Raw genomic sequence first — 21,198 nt, 5'->3', positions numbered from 1 at the left:
GCGTTCGGCGGCGCCGGCCGGGGTGGGCGCGCAACGGCGGGACCTCGAGCCGAGGGCTTACGGCCCGACGGCGGGAGCGTGAGCCTCCTCGACAGGGGCGTCCTGCTCCTGGTCCTCAGGAGGGCCGACCCGGTCGTCGACGTCGGGAACCAGGCAGAAGTCGCCCTCACAGGCGGCGGCCGTCGGATCGCCGACGACCACGAACGGACTCAGCGGGGCGGTGGTCACTTCGCCAGCCCGGCGGCAGAGGCCTGCTCGCGCTCGGCACGCACCTGCTGCAGCACCTCGGTGAAGGTGCCGGGCTCCTGTGCCCCGGAGACCCCGTACTTGCCGTCGATCACGAAGAACGGCACGCCGCGGATGCCGTACGCGGCCGCTTGCGCGACGTCGGCCTTCACGTCGCCGAGGAACGTCTCGGCCTCGAGAGCGGCAACCACCTCCGCCCGGTCGAGCCCGATCTCGGCAGCGAGGTCGGCCAGGCCGGCGATGTGCCCGACGTGGCGCCCCTCGACGAAGTACGCCTTGAGGAGGCGCTCCTTCATGTCGAGCTGGCGGCCCTTGCTCTTCGCGAAGTGGATCAGCTCGTGCGCCTTGACCGTGTTGGTCTGGTGGACGTGCCCGTAGTCGAAGTCGAGCCCGACGGACGCGGCGATGCCGGTGACCCGATCCAGCATCTCGTGCACCTGGGCGACCGGCAGGCCCTTGCGCTCGCTGAGGTACTCCAGCGGGCTGCCCTCGTAGTCGACCGGCGTGTCGGGGGCCAGCTCGAACGAGTGGTACTCGACCTCGACGTCGTCCCCGAACTGCGCGACCCCGGCCTCGAACTTGCGCTTGCCGATGTAGCACCAGGGGCACTGCACGTCGGACCAGATGTCGACCTTCACGGCTTCACTCACGCACGACGGAACCAGCACGGGTAGAACGCGTATTCCCGCTGGCCGATCGTGGAACGCTGGCACGCAGGCCCGGCAGCAAGAAGAGGGGCCCGGTCAACCGCTAGATGTCATAATGCCGCTTATCGGACAGCCAGTCAGAAGGTTCCTGCGCCCTGGAGAGGCACTTCCCGGACGTCGAGGCCGTCGATGCCGCTGAAGTCCCCGGGGTTGCAGGTGTAGACCGGCAGGTCGCGCGACGCCGCCACCGCCGCGATCAGCGTGTCGAACGCCCGTGCTGCCGGCTTCCGGCCGCGACCACGCAGCGAGGCGGCGACGCGACCGAACGCGCGCGCCGCTGACGCGTCGAAGTCCAGCGGATCGAAGTCGCTCTCGGCCTGCTGCAGATGAGCCTGCCGAGCGGCCCTCTCGCGCTCGTCGCCAGCGACCAGCGGCCCGACGGAGAGCTCGGCGAGGGTGATCGTGCAGATCAGCGGCTCGTCGGGGAGCAGGGCCGGATCCAGCTGGCCGAGGAGGATGAGGGTCGAGGTGTCCAGCAGTCCCTGCGTCGTCATAACGTCTGGTCGAGCACGTCGTCGACGTCGCGACGCAGCCGGTCGACGTCGACGACGGGCAGCGTCCTCCGCCGCGCCACCAGGTCGGCCGCCGTGCGGCCCCGTCGACGCAGAGGATGGAGCTCAGCCACCTCCGTGCCGTCGCGGGTGATGACGACCGACTCGCCACGGGCGACCTGGTCGAGGACGGCTCCCCCGTTGTTCCGCAGCTCCCGCACGCTCACGCTGACCACGCACTGACTGTATCACCGGTGATACAGCGGCCTGAGGTCCGTCGCCACTCCGACAAAAGGCCCGACCCGTGATTCAGCCGGCCGGCGCCTCCTGCGCCCGCGCGGCGCCCCCGCCGCCGAGCTGCTGGCGGGCCTTCTTGCCCGCAACCCGGGCGACGAGGCCGTACAGGACCGGGACCAGCAGCAGGGTGAGCAGCGTCGACGACACCAGGCCGCCGATGACGACCACGGCCAGCGGCCGGCCGATGAACCCGCCGCCCTGCCCGGTGATGCCCAGACCCATCGGCAGCAGCGCGAACACCGTCGCGGCCGCGGTCATGATGATCGGCCGCAGGCGGAGCCGGGCCCCGTCGATGATCGCCTGGAGCGGGGTGTCACCGCGCTCCCGGTAGGTGTTGATCAGGTCGATCAGCACGATGGCGTTCGTGACCACGATGCCGATGAGCATCAGCAGCCCGATCATGGCCGGCACGCCCAGCGGCGTACCCGTGACGAGCAGGCCCGCCAGCGCCCCCGTGGCCGCGAAGGGGATCGCCACCAGCAGGATGAGCGGCTGCACCAGGCTCTTGAAGGTCGCCACCATGATGATGAAGACCAGCACGATCGCCAGGCCCATCGCCAGGCCGAGCTGGGAGAACGCCTTCGCCTGGTCCTCGGTCGCCCCGCCCTGCACGACCTCGACGCCCGGCGGCGGCGAGAACTCGGCCACCTTGGCCTGCAACGCCGTGTTCACCGCGCCGAGGTCGGTGCCGCTCGGCGATCCCGTGATCGTGACCGCCTGCTTGCCGTCCTCGCGGCGCACCGTCGACGGCGCGTCCTCGGTCTTGACGTCCGCGATGTCGCCGACGGTGATCGGCCGCGCCTTCAGGTCCTGGATGTCCTTCTGGTCCTCGGCGAGGTCCTTCTGCTCGTCGGTGAGCTTCTTCTGCTCCTCCTGGAGCGTGTCGCCCTCGTTGCTCAGCTGGTCGCCCTCGTTGCTGAACTCGTCGGACTGCGCCTGCTGCTTCGCCGAGTCCGAGAGCTGCTCGTTGGTGCTCTTGACCTGCTCGTCCAGCTGGTCGACGCCGGCCTCGGCCTGCTTGACCCCGGCCTCGGCCTGCGCGATCGCGCTCTGCTTGCCCGCGACCTTGCCCTGGTACTGCTGCAGCGCCGCGAGGTACGCCGCACTGATCGCCGGGTTCGTGGGGTCCGGAGGAACGTACGCCGGCGGCTCGCCGACGTCGATCGCCTTCGCCTGCTTCAGCGCCTTCTTCGCCTTGCTCACCGACGAGCGCGCGTCGTCGCGGGAGTCGAGCAGGTCGCGCTTGCCGTCCTGCGCCTTGGCGTTCGCCTTGTCCTGCTGCTCCTCCCCCGCCGCCTTCTGGCGGTCGGCGAGGTCCTTCTGCCGGTCCTGCAGGGCGTCCGACCGGTCCGACAGCGCGTCGCCCTCGTCGGAGAGCTCGTCGGAACGCTTGTCCAGCGCGTCGGTCGCCTTGTCGACGGCCTGCTGCTGCTGCAGCTGGCTGACCGGCAGCTGCAGGGCCGCGATCTGCTTCGGGCTCGCGTCGGGCCGGTGCGTGCGCACGTAGACGTCGGTCGTGTCGCTGTTGAGCGTGATGGTGCCGGCCTTGGCGCCCTGCAGGGCGGTCGAGACCGCCGACCCGATCTCGGCCTGGGTGAAGCCGAGCTCCGCGGCCTTGCGCCGGTCGATGCTCACGCGCAGCAGCGGTCGCTGCTCGGCGAGGTTCGAGGTGACATCGGTCAGCGAGGGGACCTGCTTGACCAGCGTCAGCAGCTCCTCCGAGGACGTGCGCAGCGCCTTCTCGTCGTCGCCGCTGATGGTGACCGTGAGGTCGTTGTTCGAGTACGCCGCGCTGCCCGGCTGCACGACGATGTCCCCGCCGTCGCGGGTCTCGGCGAGCGTGCTCCGCAGGTTCGCGGTCGCCGCGTCGGCGTCCGCGGTCTCGGTGAGGGTGATGTAGTACTGCACCACGTTCGGCGAGCCGGGCTGGCCGACCGTCGCCTGGTAGTTCTTCACGTCGGCGTTCGAGGCCAGCGCCGTCTCGACGGCCTCAGCCCGCTTCGCGCTGGCGTCGAGCCGCAGCCCGGCCGGCAGCGTCTGCGTCACGAGCAGGGCCCGGTCGTCGCCGAACGAGCCGAGGAAGTCGGTCTTGAGCAGAGCGGTCGAGGCGACCGTGCCGACCAGGACCGTGACGGCGATGCCGAGCACGATCGCCGGGTGCTTGAGCGAGAACAGCAGCGCCGGCAGGTAGCCGCGCTGCAGGCGCGTGACCTGCTCCGACTCCCCCGGGTCGGCCGCGTGGTCGCCGGCTGCGGTCTTCTTGCCCCGCATGAACCAGTACGCCAGCAGCGGCACGATCGTGAGCGCCACGAACAGCGACGCCCCGAGCGCGATGGCCACGGTCACGGCGAACGGCCGGAACAGCTCACCCGTCGCCCCGGAGACGGTGGCCACCGGCAGGAACACCGCGACGGTGGTCAGCGTCGAGGCGGTGACCGCGCCGGCCACCTCCTTCACCGCCGCGACGATGTCGTCCATCGAGGGTCTCGCGGCGTACGAGGTCCGCCGTTTGATGTTCTCGATGACGACGATCGAGTCGTCGACCACCCGGCCGACGGCCACGGTGAGCGCAGCCAGGGTGAAGAGGTTGAGCGAGTAGTCGCTGGCCCACAGCCCGACCATCGCGATCAGCAGCGACAGCGGGATCGAGATCGCCGTGATGAGCGTCGAGCGCACCGACAGCAGGAAGACCAGGATGACCAGCACCGCGAAGCCGAGGCCCAGCGCGCCCTCGACCGCGAGGTCGTGCAACGACTCCTCGATCAGCGGCGACTGGTCGAAGACCGTGGTGAAGGAGGCGTTGTTGCCGAGGTCGCGGGCGAGGCCGGGGGTGAGGTCGTTCACCGCGTGCGACACCGCGACCGAGTCGGCGTCGGAGCTCTTGAGGACCACCAGGCCCAGCGCGGGGCGGCCGTCAGCGCGCGAGATCGACGTGCGCTCGATGGCGGAGACCTTGACGGTGGCGAGCTGGTCGAGGCGCTTGGCGCCGTCGTCGGTCGTGGCCACGGGCAGCGCGGCGACGGCGTCGACCGAGCCCGGGGCGCTGCCGACCTCGACCGACAGCGCCGAGTCGCCGTCGTAGCTGGTGCCCGCCGGGATCGCGCTGAGCTGGCTCTGCACGGTCTGGGTCACACCGGCCGCGGTGAGGTCGTACTTGTCGAGCTGGGACTGCTTGAGGGTGACCTCGACGCGCGTCGTGTCCTCGCCGGTGACCTGCACCGTCCGGACCCCGTCGACGGCCTCGAGCTTGTTGACGACCCGGTCCTCCACCAACGGCCCGAGCTTGGTCAGCGGCAGGTCGGAGGCGACGGCGAGCTGCAGGACGGGGATGTCGTCGCTGCTGCCGGTCTGGACGTTCGTGGTGACCTCGTCGGGCAGCGTCGGCTTGACCGAGTTGATCGCGTTGTTGATGTCGGCGACGACCTTGTCGTCGTCCTGGCCGTAGTCCCACTCCACCGAGATGTTCGAGGAGCCCGTCGTGGACGTCGAGCTCACCTTCGTGACGCCGGTGACGCTCTTGACGGCCTGCTCGATGGGCTCGGCGACCTCGTCGGCGACGATCTGCGGCGAGGAACCGGGGTAGGTCGCGGTCACGAAGGCCTGCGGGGCCTGCGTGGAGGGGATCAGCTCCTGCTTGAGCGTCGTGATCGCGACCACGCCGAAGATCACCACGGCGATCGACAGCAGGGCCACGACGAGCCGGTTGACCAGGCTCAGTCGGGTCAGGCGAGACACGGGGTGGGGCTCCTTCGGTACGGCTCAGGCGCTGAGGTGGGAACAGCTCCGAGGGCCCCCAGCACGGCGACCATCGTAGGTAGCCTTTCGGGCTGACGCCTCCGGCACAACCCGCCCTCAGGCCCCTGACAGGACCCTGAGGCACCGGTCCCAGGGCGGACCCTGGGCGCCCCTACAGTGGCCCGATGGGTGCGGCGGCCGGCGGTTCGGTGCTCGGTCTCAGCGCAGCGGTCGGCCTGGCCTGGTGGGCGGGCTTCGGCTCGCGCACGCAGCTGTGGGGCCCCTTCCCCTACCGCGCCCCCACGCCCGACGAGGCGTCGTCGCACCGCCCCGCCGTCCACGACAAGGTCGTCGCGCTGACCTTCGACGACGGGCCCAACGAGCCCTGGACCGGACGCCTGCTCGACGTCCTGGCCGCGAAGGACGTCCGCGCCACGTTCTTCCAGGTCGGTCGCTGCGCCGAGCGCTTCCCGTCGGCGACCCGCCGCGTCGTCGACGAGGGGCACGTGCTGGGCAACCACAGCCTCAACCACGCGTTCACCAGCTATCTGCACCAGCCCGCTCAGCAGGCCGAGGTGGCCCGCGCCCAGGAGGTGCTGCACCGCATCTCCGGCGTGGTCCCCGCGCTCTACCGCCCGCCGTGGCTCTGCCACTGGCCCTGGGTGCTGCGCACCGTCGAGCGCGCCGGGCTGCAGGTCGTGTCGGGAACCTTCTGCCACCAGCTCGAGGTGTTCCAGCCGCCCGCCCGCAGCATCGCGGCCGAGGCGGCCCGCCGGGTCCGGCCCGGGACCATCCTGATCATGCACGACGGTCGTGACGCGACCGGTGGGGACCGCAGCCAGACCGTGGCCGCCGTCGCTCCCCTCGTCGACCGGCTGCGCGACGAGGGCTACACCTTCACCACGGTCGACCGCCTCCTCGGCGTGCCGGCGACGCTGGGCTGACGCCCGCCCGGCGCCTGGCGCGGCCGGGGCGACGCGGGCGCTCCGCATCCCTACGATGACCCCATGAACATCCTCGTGGGCTACATCCCTACGCCCGAAGGCCTCGCGGCGGTCGACTGGGCCATCGCGGAGGCGCAGCACCACGGAGCGGCGCTCTTCGTGCTCAACACCGGCAAGGACGGCAACTACGCCGACCCGCAGTTCGCGAGCGCCGCCGACATCGACGCCCTGGACGCCCAGCTGGGCGCGTCCGGGCTGGCGCACACCATGCTGCGTCCGACCGACGGGGTGAACGCCGCCGACAGCCTGCTCACCGCGGCGAGCGAGAACGACGCCGACCTCATCGTGATCGGCGTGCGGCGCCGCTCGCCGGTCGGCAAGCTCATCACCGGCAGCACCGCGCAGGCCGTCATGCTCGGGGCCGACTGCCCGGTCGTCGGGGTCAAGCCGGCGCACTGAGCGAGCCCCGGTCGGTGTCGGTCGGGCGACCGCCCGACCAGCGGCGGTCGAGGACCGTCAAGACCGCCGCGAGGAGCACCGCCGCGCCGCCGCCGACGAGCAGGGCCCGGGGCCCCAGCCCGACCAGCAGGCCGGCCAGCGCCGTCCCGCCCGAGGCCGCGCTGATCTTCAGCGCGGCCAGCGTGACGAACACCTGCCCGCGTGCCGTGGCCGGCGCGTACGCCGTGCGTGCGGCGAAAGTCGCGGTGACGAAGGGCGCGGTCGCCACGCCCATCAGCGCGAAGGCGGCGACGCCCCAGCCGAAGCCGGGCGCGAGGGCGCACAGGCCGAAGCACCCGGCCAGCACCGCGACGTGGCGCGTGGTCAGCCGGTCGGGGTCGCCCCGCAGCGGCACCACGCTCAGCAGCAGCGCCGCGCCGAGGTTCCCCGCGCCGGAGGCCGCGAGCAGGACGGCGGCGGTGCTGGGCCGCACCGCGTACGGAGCGGCGAGCTGCACGACGACCACGGCCAGGCCGGCCTGCGCGGCCGCGGTGACCATGGTCGCGTAGTTCACGCGGCGCAGCGGCGGGTCGCGCACCACGAGGGGCAGCACGTCGCGCACGCGCGGGACCGCCCCGGGCGGCCGTCGAGGTCGGGGCGGCAGCGTCTGCACCAGCAGGGCCGCGACCACGCCGAGCCCGGCGAGGCAAACCACGGCGGCCGGCGCCGACCACCACCCCGCGAGCGCGGCGACCAGCGACGGACCGGCCGTGGCGGCGACGCCGTACGTGGTGGCGTCGAGGCCCTGCGCCCGTCGCTGCGAACGTTCGTCGTCGGGCACCAGGTCCGCGAGCCGGCTGCTCAGGCCGCCGGTGAGGAGCGGTCCGCCCAGCCCGGCGAGCAGCACGAGGCCGGCGACGAGCAGCAGCGGGAGCCGGCCGAGGACGGAGGCCGCCGCGGCGAGCAGGACGGCCACGAGCGCGTACGCCTCCCCGAGCAGCCGCCGCGGGTCGCGGGCGAGGTCCAGCCGGCGGGCGAGCAGCGGCCCGGCCAGGTGCGGCAGGGTGAACAGCGCCACCAGCAGGCCGCCGGTCCGGGCGGCGGTCGTGGGGTCCCCGAGCCGTTGGGTGGCGACGAGGAGGAGCCCGACCCCGGTGCCCGCATCGACCATGCGCACGGCGACGGCGGCGAGCCCGTAGCGCAGCAGGACCGTTCGCGTGCGATGTGGCGTCACCGCTTCGACCGGTGATGGCATGGTTCCACCGTTGCACGGGGTGCGATCACCGGTCAAGATGGTGACGTGACGTTCCTGTTCGCGAGCGGCAACCTCGCGCTCGACCTCGTGGGCACGCTGAACGAGCGGCGCACCACCCGGGTGGAGCACCTGCACGACGGTGCGGACGTCGCCCGCTGGCTCGTCGAGGCGGGCGTGCTCGACACCGCGCCGACGGCCGGGCCCGACGCGCTGACCGAGGCCCTCGCGCTGCGCGAGGCGCTGTTCGCGGTGGTCGAGGCGCTGCTCGACCAGCCTGGCGCGCCGCTGCCCGGGGCCGCGCTCGACGTCGTCAACGCCGCGGCCGACCAGCCCCTGCCGGTCGCCACCCTCCGCCCCGACCGTTCCGTCGCGCGATCGGGCGGCTGGCGCGCCGGGCTGGCTGCCGTGGCCCGCGACGGCCTGGCGCTCGCCGAGCCGGGTGACGCCGTGCTCAAGTGGTGCGCCGACCCCGCGTGCACGCACCCTTTCCTCGACCGCTCGCGAGGGCACCGGCGCCGCTGGTGCGAGATGGCGGGCTGCGGCGACCGCGCGAAGGCGGCCGCGTACCGGGCCCGGCGCCGCGCCACCGCCTGAGCAGGGCCGCCCGGACACCGTTGACGCTCAGCCCAGCAGTCCCCGACGCCGGGCCAGCGCGACCGCCTCGGTCCGGCTCCGGGCGCCGAGCTTGGCCAGGATGTTCGACACGTGCACGCTCGCGGTCTTGGTGCTGATGAACAGCCGCTGACCGACGTCGCGGTTGCTCGCGCCCTCGGCGACCAGGGTCAGCACCTCGGCCTCGCGCGGCGTCAGCACCTCGGCGGGGCCCGACGTGCTGCCGGCGAGCGGTCGCACCTCGTCGACCAGCGGTTGTGCCCGGAGCTCGCGGGCGGTCGTCAGTGCGACGCCCGCGACCTCGGCGGCCTCGGCGTGCTCGCCCGCCGCCCTCAGCGCGCCGGCGAGCCGGGCCTGCGAGCGGGCGGTCTCGAACACGTGCCCGTACGCCGCGAACAGCTCCGCGCTCGTCCGCCAGGCCGCGGACAGCTCCACCGGGTCGGTCGGCTGCCCGCAGAGCCACCGCAGCCGCAGCCGCTCCGCCCGGACGCGCTCGAGCCAGGCCTGGCCCTCGAGCCCGGGCGCGCGGTTGCGCCCGAGCTCCGTGGCGACGGCGGCCTCGTCGGCGAGCCGGTCGGTCCGCTCGAGCAGCGCCGTCCGCCGCTCCGGCACCAGCGCGGGCACCTGCGGTGCGAGCTGGCCCAGCAGCAGGGCCGTGAGCCGGATCCGGCCCTGGAAGGCCGCGGTCCCCCACAGGCTCGTCAGTGCCTCGACGACGAGGTCGTGGACCGCCAGCGCCTCGTCGAGCTCGCCGGCGTCGCCGTGCAGGTCGATCGCGGCCGCGGCGCTCTGGACCGCGACCATGCCCTCGGAGTTCCACTCCGCGCGGGCGCGCTCGAAGACCACGGGCCAGCCGTCCCGCTCGCCGCGTCCGGCCCGGACCAGCAGCTCGACGGTGGCGAGCGCGGCGGCGGCCAGCGAGGGAGCCTGGTCGACGTCACGCCGTGCGAGGGCGTCGGCGTCGTCCCAGCGCCCGAGCTGGTAGGAGACGAGGCCGGCGAAGGCGCGCGCCTCGCCGCCGTACGGGCCGAACGGCTGCCCGAGGGCCGCGCCCACCTCGGCCGCCCGGCGGTAGGAGCCCAGGGCCTCGACCAGTCGACCCTGCTCGAGCAGGACGGCGCCGAGCTGGTGGCGGATCCGGACCTCGGCGGGGTCGGCGCTCGCGTGGGCCGACTCCGCCAGCTCGCCGAGGATGCGCTCGGACTCGGCGGAGTCCCCGCGGCGCTCGGTCACCTTCGCGACGGCCGTCTGCAGCTTGGCGGTCGTCTCGCCGGGCCGCAGCTCGGGCGCCATGGCCAGGCCCTCCTCGGCCCAGCGGACGGCCTCGTCGTCGCAGTGGTCCCAGACCAGTGCCCAGGCCAGCGCGGCCGCGGTCCGCGCGCGCAACGGCGTCGGCGGCTCGGCCGGCACGAGCGCACCCGCCTCGAGGGCCAGGGCGACGAGGTTGGACGTGCTCTCGTAGACCTCGGCCGCGCCGATCAGCGCGAGCAGGAGACGCGCGCGGTCGGTCGGCGAGGCGTCCGGCGGCAGGCGGTCCAGCTCGGTGCGCGCCAGGGCCTCGGCCCGCCGCGCCAGGCCGGCCGCCGCGGTGGCGGCCACCGCGCGCTCGACGAGACCCACCAGCTCGACGGGCGGCTCGACGGTGCCCGGGTCCACCCGGCCCGCCCCGACCAGGTCGAGAGCGCGGGCGTAGTGGCGGGCGGCCTCGTCGGGGCCGCCGACGGCAGCCGCCTCGTCACCGGCACGGACGCTGGCGACGAACGCCTCGGCGAGCCGGCCCGCGGCGAGGGCGTGCCGGGCCAGGTCGGCCGCCGCACCGCGCTCGGTCCGGCCCGCGAGCGCCTGGGCGAAGGCGTCGTGCAGCCGCGCCCGCTCCCCCGGCAGCAGGTCGGCCTCGACCGCCTCGCCGAGCATCGAGTGCCGGAAGCCGTAGCCGTCACGGCCGGCGACGAGCACGTTGCGGTCGACGGCCGCGCGCACCGCCGCCTCGAAGCGGTCGGCGCCCAGGCCGGTGACCTGCGCCAGCACGGCCTCCGAGGTCTGGTGACCCCCGACGGCCAGGGCCCGGCACACCAGACGCGCGTCGGGGTCGAGCTGGTCCACGCGCAGCAGCAGGAGGTCGGCGAGGTCCCGCGGCGTGTCGGAGGTGCCGAGGGCGGCTGCGAGCTCCTCGGCGAAGAAGGCGTTGCCCTCGGCCCGCTCGACCACGTCCTGCAGCGCCGCCGGCGCGACCGGTGCGCCCCGCAGCGACCCGACGAGGGCCCGGACGTCGTCGTCGGGCAGCGGACCGAGCTCCAGGCGGCGCACGCCGGGCAGCCGGCCCCAGGCGGCGAGCAGGGGCCGCAGCGGGTGGCGACGGTGCAGGTCGTCGCTGCGGTAGGAGCCGACCAGGCCCACCGGTGCCGTGAACCCCCGGGTCAGCAGGAAGGTCATCAGGTCGTACGTCGACTGGTCGGCCCAGTGCAGGTCCTCGACGACGACGAGCAGCGGCCGGTCGGCCGCGAGCGTCGACAGCGTCGCGTGGACCGCCTCGAAGAAGAGGCCGCGGTCGGCGGGCTCGCCCACCGCCGGAGCGGCCTCGGATCCCGCCTGGGCACCGACCAGACGGCGCACGGACGGGTGGCGCAGGGCCAGCTCGGCCACCGCGTCCGGGCGGGCGGCGGCGAGCCGTCCGGCGAGCTCGGTGAAGGGCAGGTAGGCCACCGGGCTGCCGGCGAGGTCGAGGCAGTGCCCCACGACCACCTCCCAGCCCTGCCCGGTCGCCCGCTCCGCGAGCGCGGCGAGCAGGCGGGACTTGCCGATACCGGCGTCGCCCCCGAGGAGCACCGAGCCCGGCTCCGCCTCGTCGTGGACGCCGGCCAGGGCCGCCAGCTCGTCGAGCTCGCGGGTGCGTCCCACGAGGGGGGCGGCGGCGGTGGGCACGAGCGTCATCATGGCAGCCACCACCGACAGGAACCGGCCTCCGCACGCCCGCCCTGAGGGTGCACGAGGGCCGGGGACCGCCCTCTGAGGTACCTCAGAGCAAGGCCGGGGGCACCTCAGACCCGAAGGGGTCCGCTGCTGCGTCCGAGATCAGGGCAGAAGGCCGATGCAGGCCCCTCGACTCACGACGAGGTTCGTCGTCATGAGGGGCCGACGGGGCCCCTCGGGGACGCAGGAGGACGAGATGGGACTGCACATGTACGAGGCCGACGCACGGATCGCGGAGCTCACCGACATCGCGGCGCTCGACCGTCTGGCCGCCGAGGGGCAGCCGGCCTCGGTGCTGTCGCGCTGGGCGGCGCGCGGTCACGACGCACCGCGCTCCGGCGGGCTGCGCCGGCTGCTGCACCTGGGCCGCTGAACCGGGAAGGTCGCCACGCGCGACCCGCGCTGGCCGGGAAGTGGTCACTCCTGCGGTGCGACACGCCGACGGCGTGCACCGGGAGCGACCACTTCCCGACGAGGCGTCACATGTTGATCATGTGCCCCTGGATGCCGTGCGCGACCTCCTTGAGGGCCTCCGACAGCGTCGGGTGGGCGTGCACGTTGCGCGCCACCTCCTCCGCCGTGAGGTCCCACAGCTGCGCGAGGGTGAGCTCGGGCAGCAGCTCGGTGACGTCCGGGCCGATCATGTGCAGGCCGAGGATCTCGCCGTACTTGGCGTCGGCGACGAGCTTGACGAAGCCGGTCGCCTCGCCGAGGCCGTGCGCCTTGCCGTTCGCGGTGAACGGGAACTTCGCGACCTTGACGTCGTAGCCCTTGTCCTTGGCCTGCGCCTCGGTGTAGCCGAACGACCCGATCTGCGGCTGGCAGTAGGTGGCCCGCGGGATCATGTCGTAGTTGATCGGCATGGTCTCGGCACCGGCGATGGTCTCGGCGGCGACGATGCCCTGCGCCTCGGCGGTGTGGGCCAGCAGCAGCTTGCCCGTCACGTCGCCGATGGCGTAGATGTGCGGCTTGTTGGTCCGCATGTGGTCGTCGATCGCGATCGCACCGCGCGGGCCCAGCTCGACGCCGGCCTTCTCCAGCCCGTAGCCGTCGGTGCGCGGGGCGAAGCCGATGGCCTGCATGACCTTGTCGGCCTCGAGCACGGTGCTGTCGCCGCCCCCGGCCGGCGAGACGGTCACCTTCACCTTGTCGCCGGAGTCGTCGATGCTCTCGACCTTGGTGCTGGTCATGAGCTTGACCCCGAGCTTCTTGTACTGCTTCGCCAGCTCGGCGGAGATCTCCGGGTCCTCGAGCGGGACCATCCGGTCGAGGAACTCGACGATGGTGACGTCGACGCCGTAGTTGGCCAGCACGTACGCGAACTCGGTCCCGATCGCGCCGGAACCGGCGATGATCATGGAGCCGGGCAGCTCGTCGGTGAGGATCTGCTCCTCGTAGGTCACGACGCGGTCGGTGATCTTCGTGCCCGGCAGCAGGCGGGTCGTCGCCCCCGCCGCGATGATCAGGTTGTCGAACGTCACCGACTGGTTGCCGCCCTTGTTCAGCGCGACGTCGAAGGTGTGGTCGTCGACGAACGTCGCCCACCCGTCGATCTCGGTGATCTTGTTCTTCTTCATGAGGAAGTGGACGCCCTTGGCCATCCGGTCGGCGACCGTGCGGCTGCGCTTGTGGGCGACGCCGAAGTCGAAGCTGACGTCGCCGTTGATGCCGAACGTCTTCGCCTCGTGCGTGAAGAGGTGCGCGATCTCGGCGTTGCGCAGCAGCGACTTGGTGGGGATGCACCCGACGTTGTTGCAGACCCCGCCCCAGTACTTCAGCTCGATGACGGCGGTCTTCAGGCCCAGCTGCGCGGCACGGACGGCGGCGACGTAGCCGCCCGGACCGGCGCCGAGCACGACGACGTCGAAGTGATCACTCATGGTCGCTAGCCTAGAGGGGCGTACGAGCGTGCGGCCGAGGTGGTCGCGGTCCCGAGCCGGGCCGAATGAAAGCCGGGTGACACGCGCGACACGCGCTCGATTCCCGGAAAATCTCACATATGAGTTACCGTCGTGCGTGTGACCACGACTGATCTGGACCGAATCGGCGGACTCATCCGCAGCGCCCGCAAGCACAAGGGGCTCACCCAGACCCAGCTCGCGGAGGTCCTCGGCACCAGCCAGAGCGCGGTGCACCGCATCGAGGCCGGCAACCAGAACCTCAGCCTCGAGATGGTCAACCGCATCGCCGCCGCCCTCGACTCCCCTCTCATCTCCGTCGGCCAGGCCGCGCCGCAGCACCTGCGCGTGCAGGGCGGCGTCAAGCTCAACGGCACGATCGAGGTCCGCTCCTCCAAGAACGCCGCCGTCGCGCTGCTGTGCGCCAGCCTCCTCAACCGCGGCCGCACGGTCATCCGCGGCATCGCCCGCATCGAGGAGGTCAACCGGATCCTCGAGGTGCTGACCAGCATCGGCGTCCGCGCCACCTGGCTCAACGGCGGCGCCGACCTCGAGCTGAGCCGTCCCGACGAGCTCGACCTCGACGGCATGGACGTCGAGGCCGCGCGCCGCACGCGCTCGGTGATCATGTTCCTCGGGCCGCTGCTGCACTCCTACCCCGACTTCGCGCTGCCGTACGCCGGCGGCTGCGACCTCGGCGCCCGCACGATCGAGCCGCACCTGCAGGTGCTGCGCCGCTTCGGCCTCGACGTCGTGCCGACCGAGGGCTTCTACCGCTGCACCGTCGACGACTCGGTGGAGCCGACGCGCCCGATCACCCTCACCGAGCGGGGCGACACGGTGACCGAGAACGCGCTGCTGGCCGCCGCGCTCTCCCCTGGCGTCACCGTCATCCGCAACGCCAGCCCCAACTACATGGTCCAGGACCTGTGCGTCTTCCTCACCCGCCTCGGCGTGGAGATCGACGGCATCGGCACGACCACGCTGCAGGTGCACGGGGTCGAGGCCATCGACGCGGACGTCGAGTTCGCCCCGTCGGAGGACCCGATCGAGGCCATGAGCCTCATCACCGCGGCGATCGTCACCTCCTCCGAGCTGACCATCCAGCGCGCGCCGATCGAGTTCCTCGAGATCGAGCTCGCGATCCTCGAGGAGATGGGCCTGGAGCTCAGCCTCGGCACCGAGTACGTCGCCGCGAACGGCCACACCCGGCTCGTCGACCTGACGGTGAAGCCGTCGGTGCTGCACGCGCCGATCGACAAGATCCACCCGATGCCGTTCCCCGGTCTCAACATCGACAACCTGCCCTTCTTCGCGGTCATCGCCGCGATGGCCGAGGGCAAGACGGTCATCCACGACTGGGTCTACGAGAACCGCGCCATCTACCTCACCGAGCTCAACCGCCTCGGCGCCCGCGTGCAGCTCCTCGACCCGCACCGCGTGATCGTCGAGGGCCCGACCCGCTGGCGGGGTACCCAGGTCGTCTGCCCGCCCGCGCTGCGGCCCGCCGTCTGCATCCTGCTCGGCATGCTCGGGGCCCGCGGCGAGTCCGTGCTGCGCGACGTCTACGTCATCAACCGCGGTTACGAGGACCTCGCCCACCGCCTCAACATGCTCGGCGCCGACATCGAGGTGTTCCGGGACTGAGCTCTTGGACCTCGCTCCGCTCGGACGGGGACGACGGGTCGAGGAGACGCTCCCTGAGCTCGTCGAAGGGCCCGGAACGGGTTGGCGTCGTTCTGGAGCCAGCGAGGAACGCCGACCTCTTCGAGGCCCTTCGACAAGCTCAGGGAGCGTCCCTCGGAGCTCGCGCGAGCTCGAGCTGCGCTTCTCCACGCCCCTGCTTGCCGTGATCGAGGGCACGATCTCAGGGCCGGATCGTGACCTCTGGTGCCACAGAAGGCCTGCCCAGGGGCTGGCTGGCGGTCGTGCAGGTCCCGCGCGATCGCTTGCGTGGTGCACCTGAGGTCGTTCGATCGTGATGTGAGGTGCACCACAGTTATCTGTGACAGGCCCCTGAGAAGAACCTGAAGGCCCAGTATTAATCCTGTGGACGACAGAATGTTCTGGAATCTCATCGGGCGGCTCGGACCTGACCTCTGCCCGGGCCGGTTGACCATCGCCCACGGGGCTCTCGACCGGCACCAGGCGCTCGCCTTCGGCTGGCAGCTGGAACGGGCGGCGGCGGGTCTCGACTCCCTGGCGCACCGTCGGCACGCGCGCCAGGCGCGCGAGCACCGGATGCCCGACCGCGACCTCGAACCGGGGCCGGTCGCGTCCCTGCCGACCGGGACGCCCTCGTTCCGCGAGCTGCAGCTGACGGTCGTGGCCCTCGGCCAGGACGCCTGGGCCGCGGTCGTCGCGGTGCCCACCCTGCTGGCGGCGTCGTGGCCGCTCGAGCTGGGCCGGCACCTCCTCGACCTGGCGGAGCCCCCGCTCGTGCGCTCGGGCCTGGCCCGCGGCGCCTGAACCGCGGCGACCGGGCTCAGACCGCGGTCGCGACGAACCGGCGGCTCGGCTCGACGAGCTCCTGCTGCGCGCTCACCAGCTGCAGCTCGCGCCGGCCGGAACGCCGGGTCGTGTCCAGGACGCCGAAGACGACGGAGGCCGTCCAGGCCACGGCGTCGGCGGGGTCGTCGGTCTGCAGGAGCCGGGCGAGGAACACCGCGGCCGTCAGGTCGCCCGCCCCCTGGAAGATGCCGTCCAGCCGCGGCGTGGTCACCCGCCAGGTGCCGGTGCCCGTGGCGACGAGCAGGTCGAGCGTGCCGGGCTCGGCGTCCTCGACGTCGACGCTCGTGACGAGGACGACGTCCGGTCCGAGCTCGCGGGCGGCCTGCGCCGCGGACACCGCCTCGGCCAGCGTGCGCACCTGCCGCCCGGTCAGGAACTCGAGCTCGAACTGGTTGGGCGTGACGACCTGCGCCCGCGGGACCACCGCGTCCCGCATCAGCTCGGGGATGCCCGGCGCGACGAAGAAGCCGCGCCCGACGTCACCGAGCACCGGGTCGCAGCAGTAGAGCGCAGCCGGGTTGCGCTGCTTGACCAGGGCGACGGCGTCGAGGACCGCGCGCCCCGTGCCGGCCGCCCCCTGGTAGCCGGACAGGACCGCGTCGCACTCCCCCAGCACCCCGAGGTCGTCGATCCCGCGCACCACGTCCCGCACGTCGTCGGCGGAGAGGACCGGACCGCGCCACGAGGCGTACCCCGTGTTGTTCGAGAAGTGCACGGTGAGCACCGGCCAGACCTCGACGCCCATCCGCATCAGCGGGAACGTCGCCGCGCTGTTGCCCACGTGCCCGTAGGCGACCGAAGACTGGATCGAGAGGATCGTCTTCATCGGACGGGACCGCGGCCCGGGATCAGAGGGTGCCGGCGCCGCCGCCGACCGGGATGGGCGTCATCCGCACGACGTGCGGCGGCTCCGCGACCAGGTCGCCGGTCGCCGCCTGCAGCGCGCGGACGGCCGGGCTCGTCCCGTGCGCGTCGAGGTCGGCCACCGAGGCCCACTTCTCGATCATGGTGATGGTCCCGTCCTGCGCGTCGTGGATCGCGTACAGCAGGCAGCCCTGCTCCTCGTGCACGCCCGGGATGGTGGACCGCAGCGCCTCGACGAGCTCGTCGTGGCGGCCGGCCACGGGACGGAAGACGGCGGTGACGACGACGGTCACGAGGGCTCCTGGGGTTCGGGTCGGTACGGGTGCGGCTCGCGCCGCACGGACGGGCCCCAGTCTGTCGTGCCACCGCTCCGGCACGACGGGTGTCCGCCGGCACGATCTCCTCGCCTCGTCGGCGTGTCTTGCGCCGCGCCCGTAAGGTGACTGGTATGTCCGGCGGAGTCGACGAACAGGCGCCGCCGCGCACCCGCGTCGCCGACGACGGCGCCCACGGCTCACACCTGCGCGAGCCCCATCAGGACCGCTGGGCGTGGCGGCGCCGGATCCGGGCCAACCCCCACCAGCTGCGCGTCTACCGGTGCGTGGTCGCCGCGGTCGGGCTGCTGCTGGTCCTGCTGGGCCTGGCCACCGGGTGGCTGCCGGGCCCCGGCGGCATCCCGCTGGTGCTGGGCGGCCTCGCCGTCTGGGCCAGCGAGTTCCACTGGGCACATCGCCTGATGCTGCGCCTCAAGCACGCGCTGCACGTCTACCAGGGCTGGACCCGGCGCCGGAAGCTCGCCTTCTGGCTGGCGTTCGCCGCCTGCTGCGGGCTGCTCGGCTGGGCCTACCTCGCCGTCGTCGGTCCGCCCACCTGGCTGCCCTTCCAGGTCGACCGCGTGCTGGCCCACCTGCCCGGCGTGGACGTCCCCGCCTGACCCGCGCGGCCGGCCACCGGGACCCGACCCGCCTGTCATGATGGCGCCGTGCGCGCCGCCGAGTACGCCTTCTTCGACGCACCGTTCCTGGCCTTCGCGCACCGCGGCGGGGCGGCGTACGGACCGAACCTCGGCCGCGAGAACACCCTCCACGCCTTCGGTGAGGCGGTCGCGCTCGGCTACCGCTACCTCGAGACCGACGTCCACGCGACGGCCGACGGCGGCCTGCTCGCCTTCCACGACCCGCTGCTCGACCGCGTGACGAGCGGCACGGGAGCGCTGGCCGGGCGGACCACGGCCCAGCTCGCGGAGGTGCGCATCGGTGGCCGCGACCCGATCCCGACCTTCTCCGAGCTGCTCGAGGCCTTCCCCGGGGTGCGGTTCAACGTCGACGCCAAGGCGGACGCCGCCGTCGAGCCGCTGGCGCGCGTGATCGCGGAGCACGACGCGTACGACCGGGTGTGCGTCGGCTCGTTCTCCACGGCCCGCCTGCACCGGCTCCGGCGCCTGCTCGGACCGCGGGTCCCGACCGCCGCCAGCTCCCGCGGCGTGCTGCTGCACCGCTTCGCCCCCTGGCTCACCCGCGTGCTCGACTCCCCCGCCCCGGCGCTGCAGATCCCGCTCGAGACGAGCGTGCGCGGTCGGCGGGTCCGCATCACGACGCCCGGCCTCCTGCGGGCCGCGCACCGCCGCGGCAAGCAGGTGCACGTGTGGACGGTGGACGACCGCGCGACCATCGAGCGGCTGGTCGACGCCGGCGTGGACGGCGTCTTCACCGACCGGCCCGACACCCTGAAGGACGTCCTCGTCGAGCGGGGGCTCTGGCGGTGACCACCCCCGCGCGGCCGGTGGTGCCGACGGAGGCCGAGGCTGCGCCCGTCGCCCGCTGGCGGGTCGCCGCCTGGGCCCTGTGGGACTGGGGCAGCTCGGCCTGGAACGCGGTCATCGTCTCCTTCGTCTTCGGCCCGTACGTCGTGCGCGGCGTCGTCGGCGACGCCAGGCCCGGCGGCCTGACCGCGAACACCTGGGTCGGCATCAGCACGGCCGTCGCCGGGCTGCTCATCGCGCTGGTCGCGCCGGTGACGGGTCAGCGCTCCGACGCCGGGGGCCACCGCCGGCGGAACCTGCTGGTGTGGAGCGTCCTCGTCTTCGTCGTGATGCTGGCGATGTACGGGGTGCGCGACGAGCCGTCGTACCTCTGGCTGGCGCTGGTGCTGCTCGCGGCCGGCGGGATCTTCAACGAGTTCGCCGGCGTCTCCTACAACGCGATGCTGCCGCAGGTCTCGACGCCGGCGACGATCGGCCGCGTCTCCGGCTTCGGCTGGTCGATGGGCTACTTCGGCGGGATCTTCCTGCTGCTCATCTGCTACTACGGCTTCATCGCCCCCGAGGTCGGGTGGTTGGGCGTCACGAACGCCGGCGGGCTCGACATCCGCGCGGTGGCGGTCTTCTCCGCGCTGTGGTTCGCGGTGTTCGGGGCGGCGGTGTTCACCGCGGTGCCCGAGGTGGCGCCCGGCCCGGCGCAGCGGCGGGTCGGCCTGGCCGACTCGTACCGGCTGCTGGTCCGCGACGTGCGCTCGCTGTGGCGCCGCGACCGGAACGCCGTCAAGTTCCTGATCGCCTCCGCGCTCTACCGCGACGGCCTGGCCGCGGTGTTCAGCTTCGGTGCGATCCTCGCGGTCAGCGTCTACGGGATGGCGCAGTCGACGGTGCTGATCTTCGGCGTCGCCGCCAACGTCGTCGCCGCGCTCGGCGCCCTCGTCCTGGGCCGGGTCGAGGACGTCGTCGGGCCGAAGCGGATCATCATGGTCTCGCTCGTGGGGCTGGTCGTCTCGTGCCTGGTCCTGCTCTTCGTGCGCGGCACCGGCCCGTTCTGGGTGTTCGGCCTGGCCCTGTGCCTGTGGGTGGGACCCGCCCAGGCCAGCTCCCGGTCGTTCCTGGCCCGGATCGCGCCGAGGGGCCGCGAGGGTGAGATGTTCGGGCTCTACACGACCACCGGCCGCGCGGCGTCGTTCCTGGCTCCGGGGCTGTTCGCCCTCTTCTCCGGTCTGTTCTCCGACCGGGTGGGTATCGTAGGAATAGCGTTGGTGCTGGCGGCGGGGGCCCTGGCGATGACGCGGGTTACGCCGCCGCACCGAGCGGAACATATCGCCGTGCCCGTCAGTTAAGTCACGTGAGGCCGGTTCCTCGGGCTCACGTTCTTCAGGGGAGGTACCTTCATGGCCGATCGATCACTGCGCGGCACCGGGCTCGGAGCCAAGAGCTTCGAGGACGAGGCGGGCGTCGAGTTCGCCGCTCGTCAGGAGGTCGGCTACGACTGCCCCCGCCAGCACCACTTCACGATGGTCTTCTCCGCCGAGGCCGACATCCCGGCCCTGTGGGAGTGCCCCCGCTGCGGTGGCGAGTCGCTCCGCTCGGACGGCCAGCGTCCCGAGGCCAAGGAGGAGAAGCCCGTCCGCACGCACTGGGACATGCTCCGCGAGCGTCGTTCCATCGCCGAGCTGGAGGAGCTCCTCGCCGAGCGCCTGACGCTGCTGCGGGCGGGCGAGCTCGGCTCCACGGCGTTCACCCGGTCGGCGCGGCCGTCCAAGAAGACCGCCTGACCTCCACCTTCTGAGGCTCCTCGTGAGCCGACGAGCCGCTCCGGACACCGGTCCGGGGCGGCTCTTCGTCGTTCCGGGCATGGTCCGCGTGGGCCGACGGCCCTGAGGCCTGACGAGCCTGCGTAGGGGAGGCATCGGTCCTCGGGGTTCGCTTCGGGGACCGCGCCTCGTCAGGACGGCGGCCGGCCGCCCTCGATCTGCTGCGGGGTGACGACGACCGTCTCCGGGTCGGGGACGACCTCACCCTCGACGACCGTGCCCCGCGCGTGCGGGCTGCCGAACGTTCCCGGCACGACCCCGGCGCGGCTGAGCCGGCGGGCGACGAAGAACGCCACCACGCGCCGGGCGAACGGGCGCGTGAAGGGGATCAGGAAGAACAGCCCGAGCACGTCGGTGGCGAAGCCGGGCAGCATCAGCAGCACGCCGCCGACCAGCACCAGCGCGGCGTCGGCCAGCTCGCCGGTCGGGACCCGGCCGCCGCGGAACGCGCCGTCCAGCGCCTTCCAGGCCCGGGCCCCCTCGCGTCGGGTGAGCCAGGCGCCGACCACGGCCTCGAGGACCAGCAGGAGCACGGTGGCGAGCACGCCGATGCGCTGTCCGACCTCGATCAGGAGGTAGACCTCGAGGACCGGGATCGCGACCAGCAGCACGACGAACAGCGCCAGCGGCCACCCGCCCCGCAGCCTCATCGGA

General features: G+C 73.0%; 20 protein-coding genes. 10 read left to right on the top strand and 10 right to left on the bottom strand.

All coding sequences use genetic code 11. The annotated features are described in order from the left end of the window. Positions 1 to 224: 224 nt before the first annotated feature. The 4 genes from BMY04_RS09980 to BMY04_RS23055 form a co-directional block, all read right to left on the bottom strand. The gene (locus BMY04_RS09980; protein ID WP_091179693.1) at positions 225 to 896 is read right to left on the bottom strand and encodes a DsbA family oxidoreductase; all 672 of its coding nucleotides are present in this window, start codon (positions 894 to 896) and stop codon (positions 225 to 227) included. Positions 897 to 1,030: 134 nt separating this feature from the next. Next, the gene (locus BMY04_RS09975) at positions 1,031 to 1,447 is read right to left on the bottom strand and encodes a type II toxin-antitoxin system VapC family toxin (RefSeq protein WP_091179341.1); all 417 of its coding nucleotides are present in this window, start codon (positions 1,445 to 1,447) and stop codon (positions 1,031 to 1,033) included. Next, positions 1,444 to 1,680, bottom strand: coding sequence for a type II toxin-antitoxin system Phd/YefM family antitoxin (locus BMY04_RS09970; RefSeq protein ID WP_170854071.1), 237 nt, complete (start codon positions 1,678 to 1,680; stop codon positions 1,444 to 1,446). Before BMY04_RS09970 ends, BMY04_RS09975 begins: the two co-directional genes overlap by 4 nt. Positions 1,681 to 1,753: 73 nt before the next feature. After that, positions 1,754 to 5,476, bottom strand: coding sequence for an efflux RND transporter permease subunit (locus tag BMY04_RS23055; protein WP_091179339.1), 3,723 nt, complete (start codon positions 5,474 to 5,476; stop codon positions 1,754 to 1,756). 185 nt (positions 5,477 to 5,661) lie between these two features. Here BMY04_RS23055 and BMY04_RS09960 point away from each other — a divergent pair, with 185 nt between their 5' ends. Further along, positions 5,662 to 6,420, top strand: a complete 759-nt coding sequence (locus BMY04_RS09960) for a polysaccharide deacetylase family protein (RefSeq protein WP_091179337.1) — start codon at positions 5,662 to 5,664, stop codon at positions 6,418 to 6,420. A 63-nt stretch (positions 6,421 to 6,483) separates the two neighbouring features. Next, positions 6,484 to 6,879, top strand: a complete 396-nt coding sequence (locus BMY04_RS09955) for a universal stress protein (protein ID WP_091179334.1) — start codon at positions 6,484 to 6,486, stop codon at positions 6,877 to 6,879. Here the strand turns inward: BMY04_RS09955 and BMY04_RS09950 are convergent. Further along, entirely contained in the window at positions 6,863 to 8,113 is a 1,251-nt protein-coding gene (locus BMY04_RS09950; protein ID WP_091179332.1) for an MFS transporter, read from the bottom strand. The genes BMY04_RS09955 and BMY04_RS09950 overlap by 17 nt on opposite strands. A gap of 45 nt (positions 8,114 to 8,158) precedes the next feature. On the opposite strand from BMY04_RS09950, the gene BMY04_RS09945 reads away from it, so the two are divergent. Then, positions 8,159 to 8,707: a CGNR zinc finger domain-containing protein gene (locus tag BMY04_RS09945; protein ID WP_091179330.1), complete on the top strand. Its 549-nt coding sequence runs from the start codon at positions 8,159 to 8,161 to the stop codon at positions 8,705 to 8,707. 27 nt (positions 8,708 to 8,734) lie between these two features. On the opposite strand, the gene BMY04_RS09940 is transcribed toward BMY04_RS09945, so the two are convergent. Beyond that, entirely contained in the window at positions 8,735 to 11,647 is a 2,913-nt protein-coding gene (locus tag BMY04_RS09940; protein WP_170854070.1) for a helix-turn-helix transcriptional regulator, read from the bottom strand. Positions 11,648 to 11,849: 202 nt separating this feature from the next. On the opposite strand from BMY04_RS09940, the gene BMY04_RS22350 reads away from it, so the two are divergent. Beyond that, positions 11,850 to 12,068, top strand: a complete 219-nt coding sequence (locus tag BMY04_RS22350) for a hypothetical protein (RefSeq protein WP_139209818.1) — start codon at positions 11,850 to 11,852, stop codon at positions 12,066 to 12,068. 106 nt (positions 12,069 to 12,174) lie between these two features. Here the strand turns inward: BMY04_RS22350 and lpdA are convergent, their stop codons facing one another. Then, the gene (lpdA, locus tag BMY04_RS09935; RefSeq protein ID WP_091179327.1) at positions 12,175 to 13,575 is read right to left on the bottom strand and encodes a dihydrolipoyl dehydrogenase; all 1,401 of its coding nucleotides are present in this window, start codon (positions 13,573 to 13,575) and stop codon (positions 12,175 to 12,177) included. Between the two features lie 138 nt (positions 13,576 to 13,713). Here lpdA and BMY04_RS09930 point away from each other — a divergent pair, with 138 nt between their 5' ends. Both BMY04_RS09930 and BMY04_RS09925 read left to right on the top strand, forming a co-directional pair. After that, entirely contained in the window at positions 13,714 to 15,240 is a 1,527-nt protein-coding gene (locus tag BMY04_RS09930) for a helix-turn-helix domain-containing protein (protein WP_091179325.1), read from the top strand. 414 nt (positions 15,241 to 15,654) lie between these two features. Then, positions 15,655 to 16,062 carry a hypothetical protein gene (locus tag BMY04_RS09925; RefSeq protein WP_091179323.1) on the top strand — a complete coding sequence of 136 codons (408 nt, stop codon included), beginning with the start codon at positions 15,655 to 15,657 and terminating at the stop codon, positions 16,060 to 16,062. Positions 16,063 to 16,078: 16 nt separating this feature from the next. Here BMY04_RS09925 and pdxY read toward each other — a convergent pair whose 3' ends face one another. Both pdxY and BMY04_RS09915 read right to left on the bottom strand, forming a co-directional pair. Further along, the gene (pdxY, locus tag BMY04_RS09920; RefSeq protein WP_091179320.1) at positions 16,079 to 16,930 is read right to left on the bottom strand and encodes a pyridoxal kinase PdxY; all 852 of its coding nucleotides are present in this window, start codon (positions 16,928 to 16,930) and stop codon (positions 16,079 to 16,081) included. Positions 16,931 to 16,952: 22 nt separating this feature from the next. After that, positions 16,953 to 17,261, bottom strand: coding sequence for a putative quinol monooxygenase (locus BMY04_RS09915; protein ID WP_091179318.1), 309 nt, complete (start codon positions 17,259 to 17,261; stop codon positions 16,953 to 16,955). Between the two features lie 155 nt (positions 17,262 to 17,416). Between BMY04_RS09915 and BMY04_RS09910 the strand changes: the two genes are divergently transcribed. The 4 genes from BMY04_RS09910 to BMY04_RS09895 are packed head-to-tail and all read left to right on the top strand — an operon-like array spanning position 17,417 to position 20,505. Next, on the top strand, positions 17,417 to 17,902 hold the full coding sequence (locus BMY04_RS09910) for a PGPGW domain-containing protein (RefSeq protein ID WP_091179316.1): 486 nt from the start codon (positions 17,417 to 17,419) through the stop codon (positions 17,900 to 17,902). Positions 17,903 to 17,950: 48 nt separating this feature from the next. Further along, complete coding sequence (locus tag BMY04_RS09905; RefSeq protein WP_091179313.1) at positions 17,951 to 18,733, top strand: glycerophosphodiester phosphodiesterase family protein; 783 nt, start codon at positions 17,951 to 17,953, stop codon at positions 18,731 to 18,733. Then, on the top strand, positions 18,730 to 20,070 hold the full coding sequence (locus BMY04_RS09900; protein WP_091179311.1) for an MFS transporter: 1,341 nt from the start codon (positions 18,730 to 18,732) through the stop codon (positions 20,068 to 20,070). Before BMY04_RS09905 ends, BMY04_RS09900 begins: the two co-directional genes overlap by 4 nt. 51 nt (positions 20,071 to 20,121) lie before the next feature. Beyond that, positions 20,122 to 20,505: an RNA polymerase-binding protein RbpA gene (locus BMY04_RS09895; RefSeq protein WP_091179308.1), complete on the top strand. Its 384-nt coding sequence runs from the start codon at positions 20,122 to 20,124 to the stop codon at positions 20,503 to 20,505. A 170-nt stretch (positions 20,506 to 20,675) separates the two neighbouring features. Here the strand turns inward: BMY04_RS09895 and BMY04_RS09890 are convergent, their stop codons facing one another. Next, positions 20,676 to 21,194, bottom strand: coding sequence for an FxsA family protein (locus BMY04_RS09890; protein ID WP_091179305.1), 519 nt, complete (start codon positions 21,192 to 21,194; stop codon positions 20,676 to 20,678). Positions 21,195 to 21,198: the final 4 nt, after the last annotated feature.

The sequence above is a fragment of the Microlunatus flavus genome (genome assembly GCF_900110855.1).
GTDB lineage: Bacteria > Actinomycetota > Actinomycetes > Propionibacteriales > Propionibacteriaceae > Microlunatus > Microlunatus flavus.
Note: the sequence above shows the minus strand (reverse complement) of the source record. Positions and strands in the feature narration are given on the sequence as shown.

Bases quoted from the DNA above. Each gene is read 5' to 3' on its own strand.
- BMY04_RS09960 (WP_091179337.1), top strand. From the start codon at position 5,662: ATGGGTGCGGCGGCCGGCGGTTCGGTGCTCGGTCTCAGCGCAGCGGTC.
- BMY04_RS22350 (WP_139209818.1), top strand. From the start codon at position 11,850: ATGAGGGGCCGACGGGGCCCCTCGGGGACGCAGGAGGACGAGATGGGA.
- BMY04_RS09955 (WP_091179334.1), top strand. From the start codon at position 6,484: ATGAACATCCTCGTGGGCTACATCCCTACGCCCGAAGGCCTCGCGGCG.
- BMY04_RS09975 (WP_091179341.1), bottom strand. From the start codon at position 1,447: ATGACGACGCAGGGACTGCTGGACACCTCGACCCTCATCCTCCTCGGC.
- BMY04_RS09895 (WP_091179308.1), top strand. From the start codon at position 20,122: ATGGCCGATCGATCACTGCGCGGCACCGGGCTCGGAGCCAAGAGCTTC.
- BMY04_RS09890 (WP_091179305.1), bottom strand. From the start codon at position 21,194: ATGAGGCTGCGGGGCGGGTGGCCGCTGGCGCTGTTCGTCGTGCTGCTG.
- pdxY (WP_091179320.1), bottom strand. From the start codon at position 16,930: ATGAAGACGATCCTCTCGATCCAGTCTTCGGTCGCCTACGGGCACGTG.
- BMY04_RS09910 (WP_091179316.1), top strand. From the start codon at position 17,417: ATGTCCGGCGGAGTCGACGAACAGGCGCCGCCGCGCACCCGCGTCGCC.
- lpdA (WP_091179327.1), bottom strand. From the start codon at position 13,575: ATGAGTGATCACTTCGACGTCGTCGTGCTCGGCGCCGGTCCGGGCGGC.
- BMY04_RS09950 (WP_091179332.1), bottom strand. From the start codon at position 8,113: ATGCCATCACCGGTCGAAGCGGTGACGCCACATCGCACGCGAACGGTC.
- BMY04_RS09925 (WP_091179323.1), top strand. From the start codon at position 15,655: ATGTTCTGGAATCTCATCGGGCGGCTCGGACCTGACCTCTGCCCGGGC.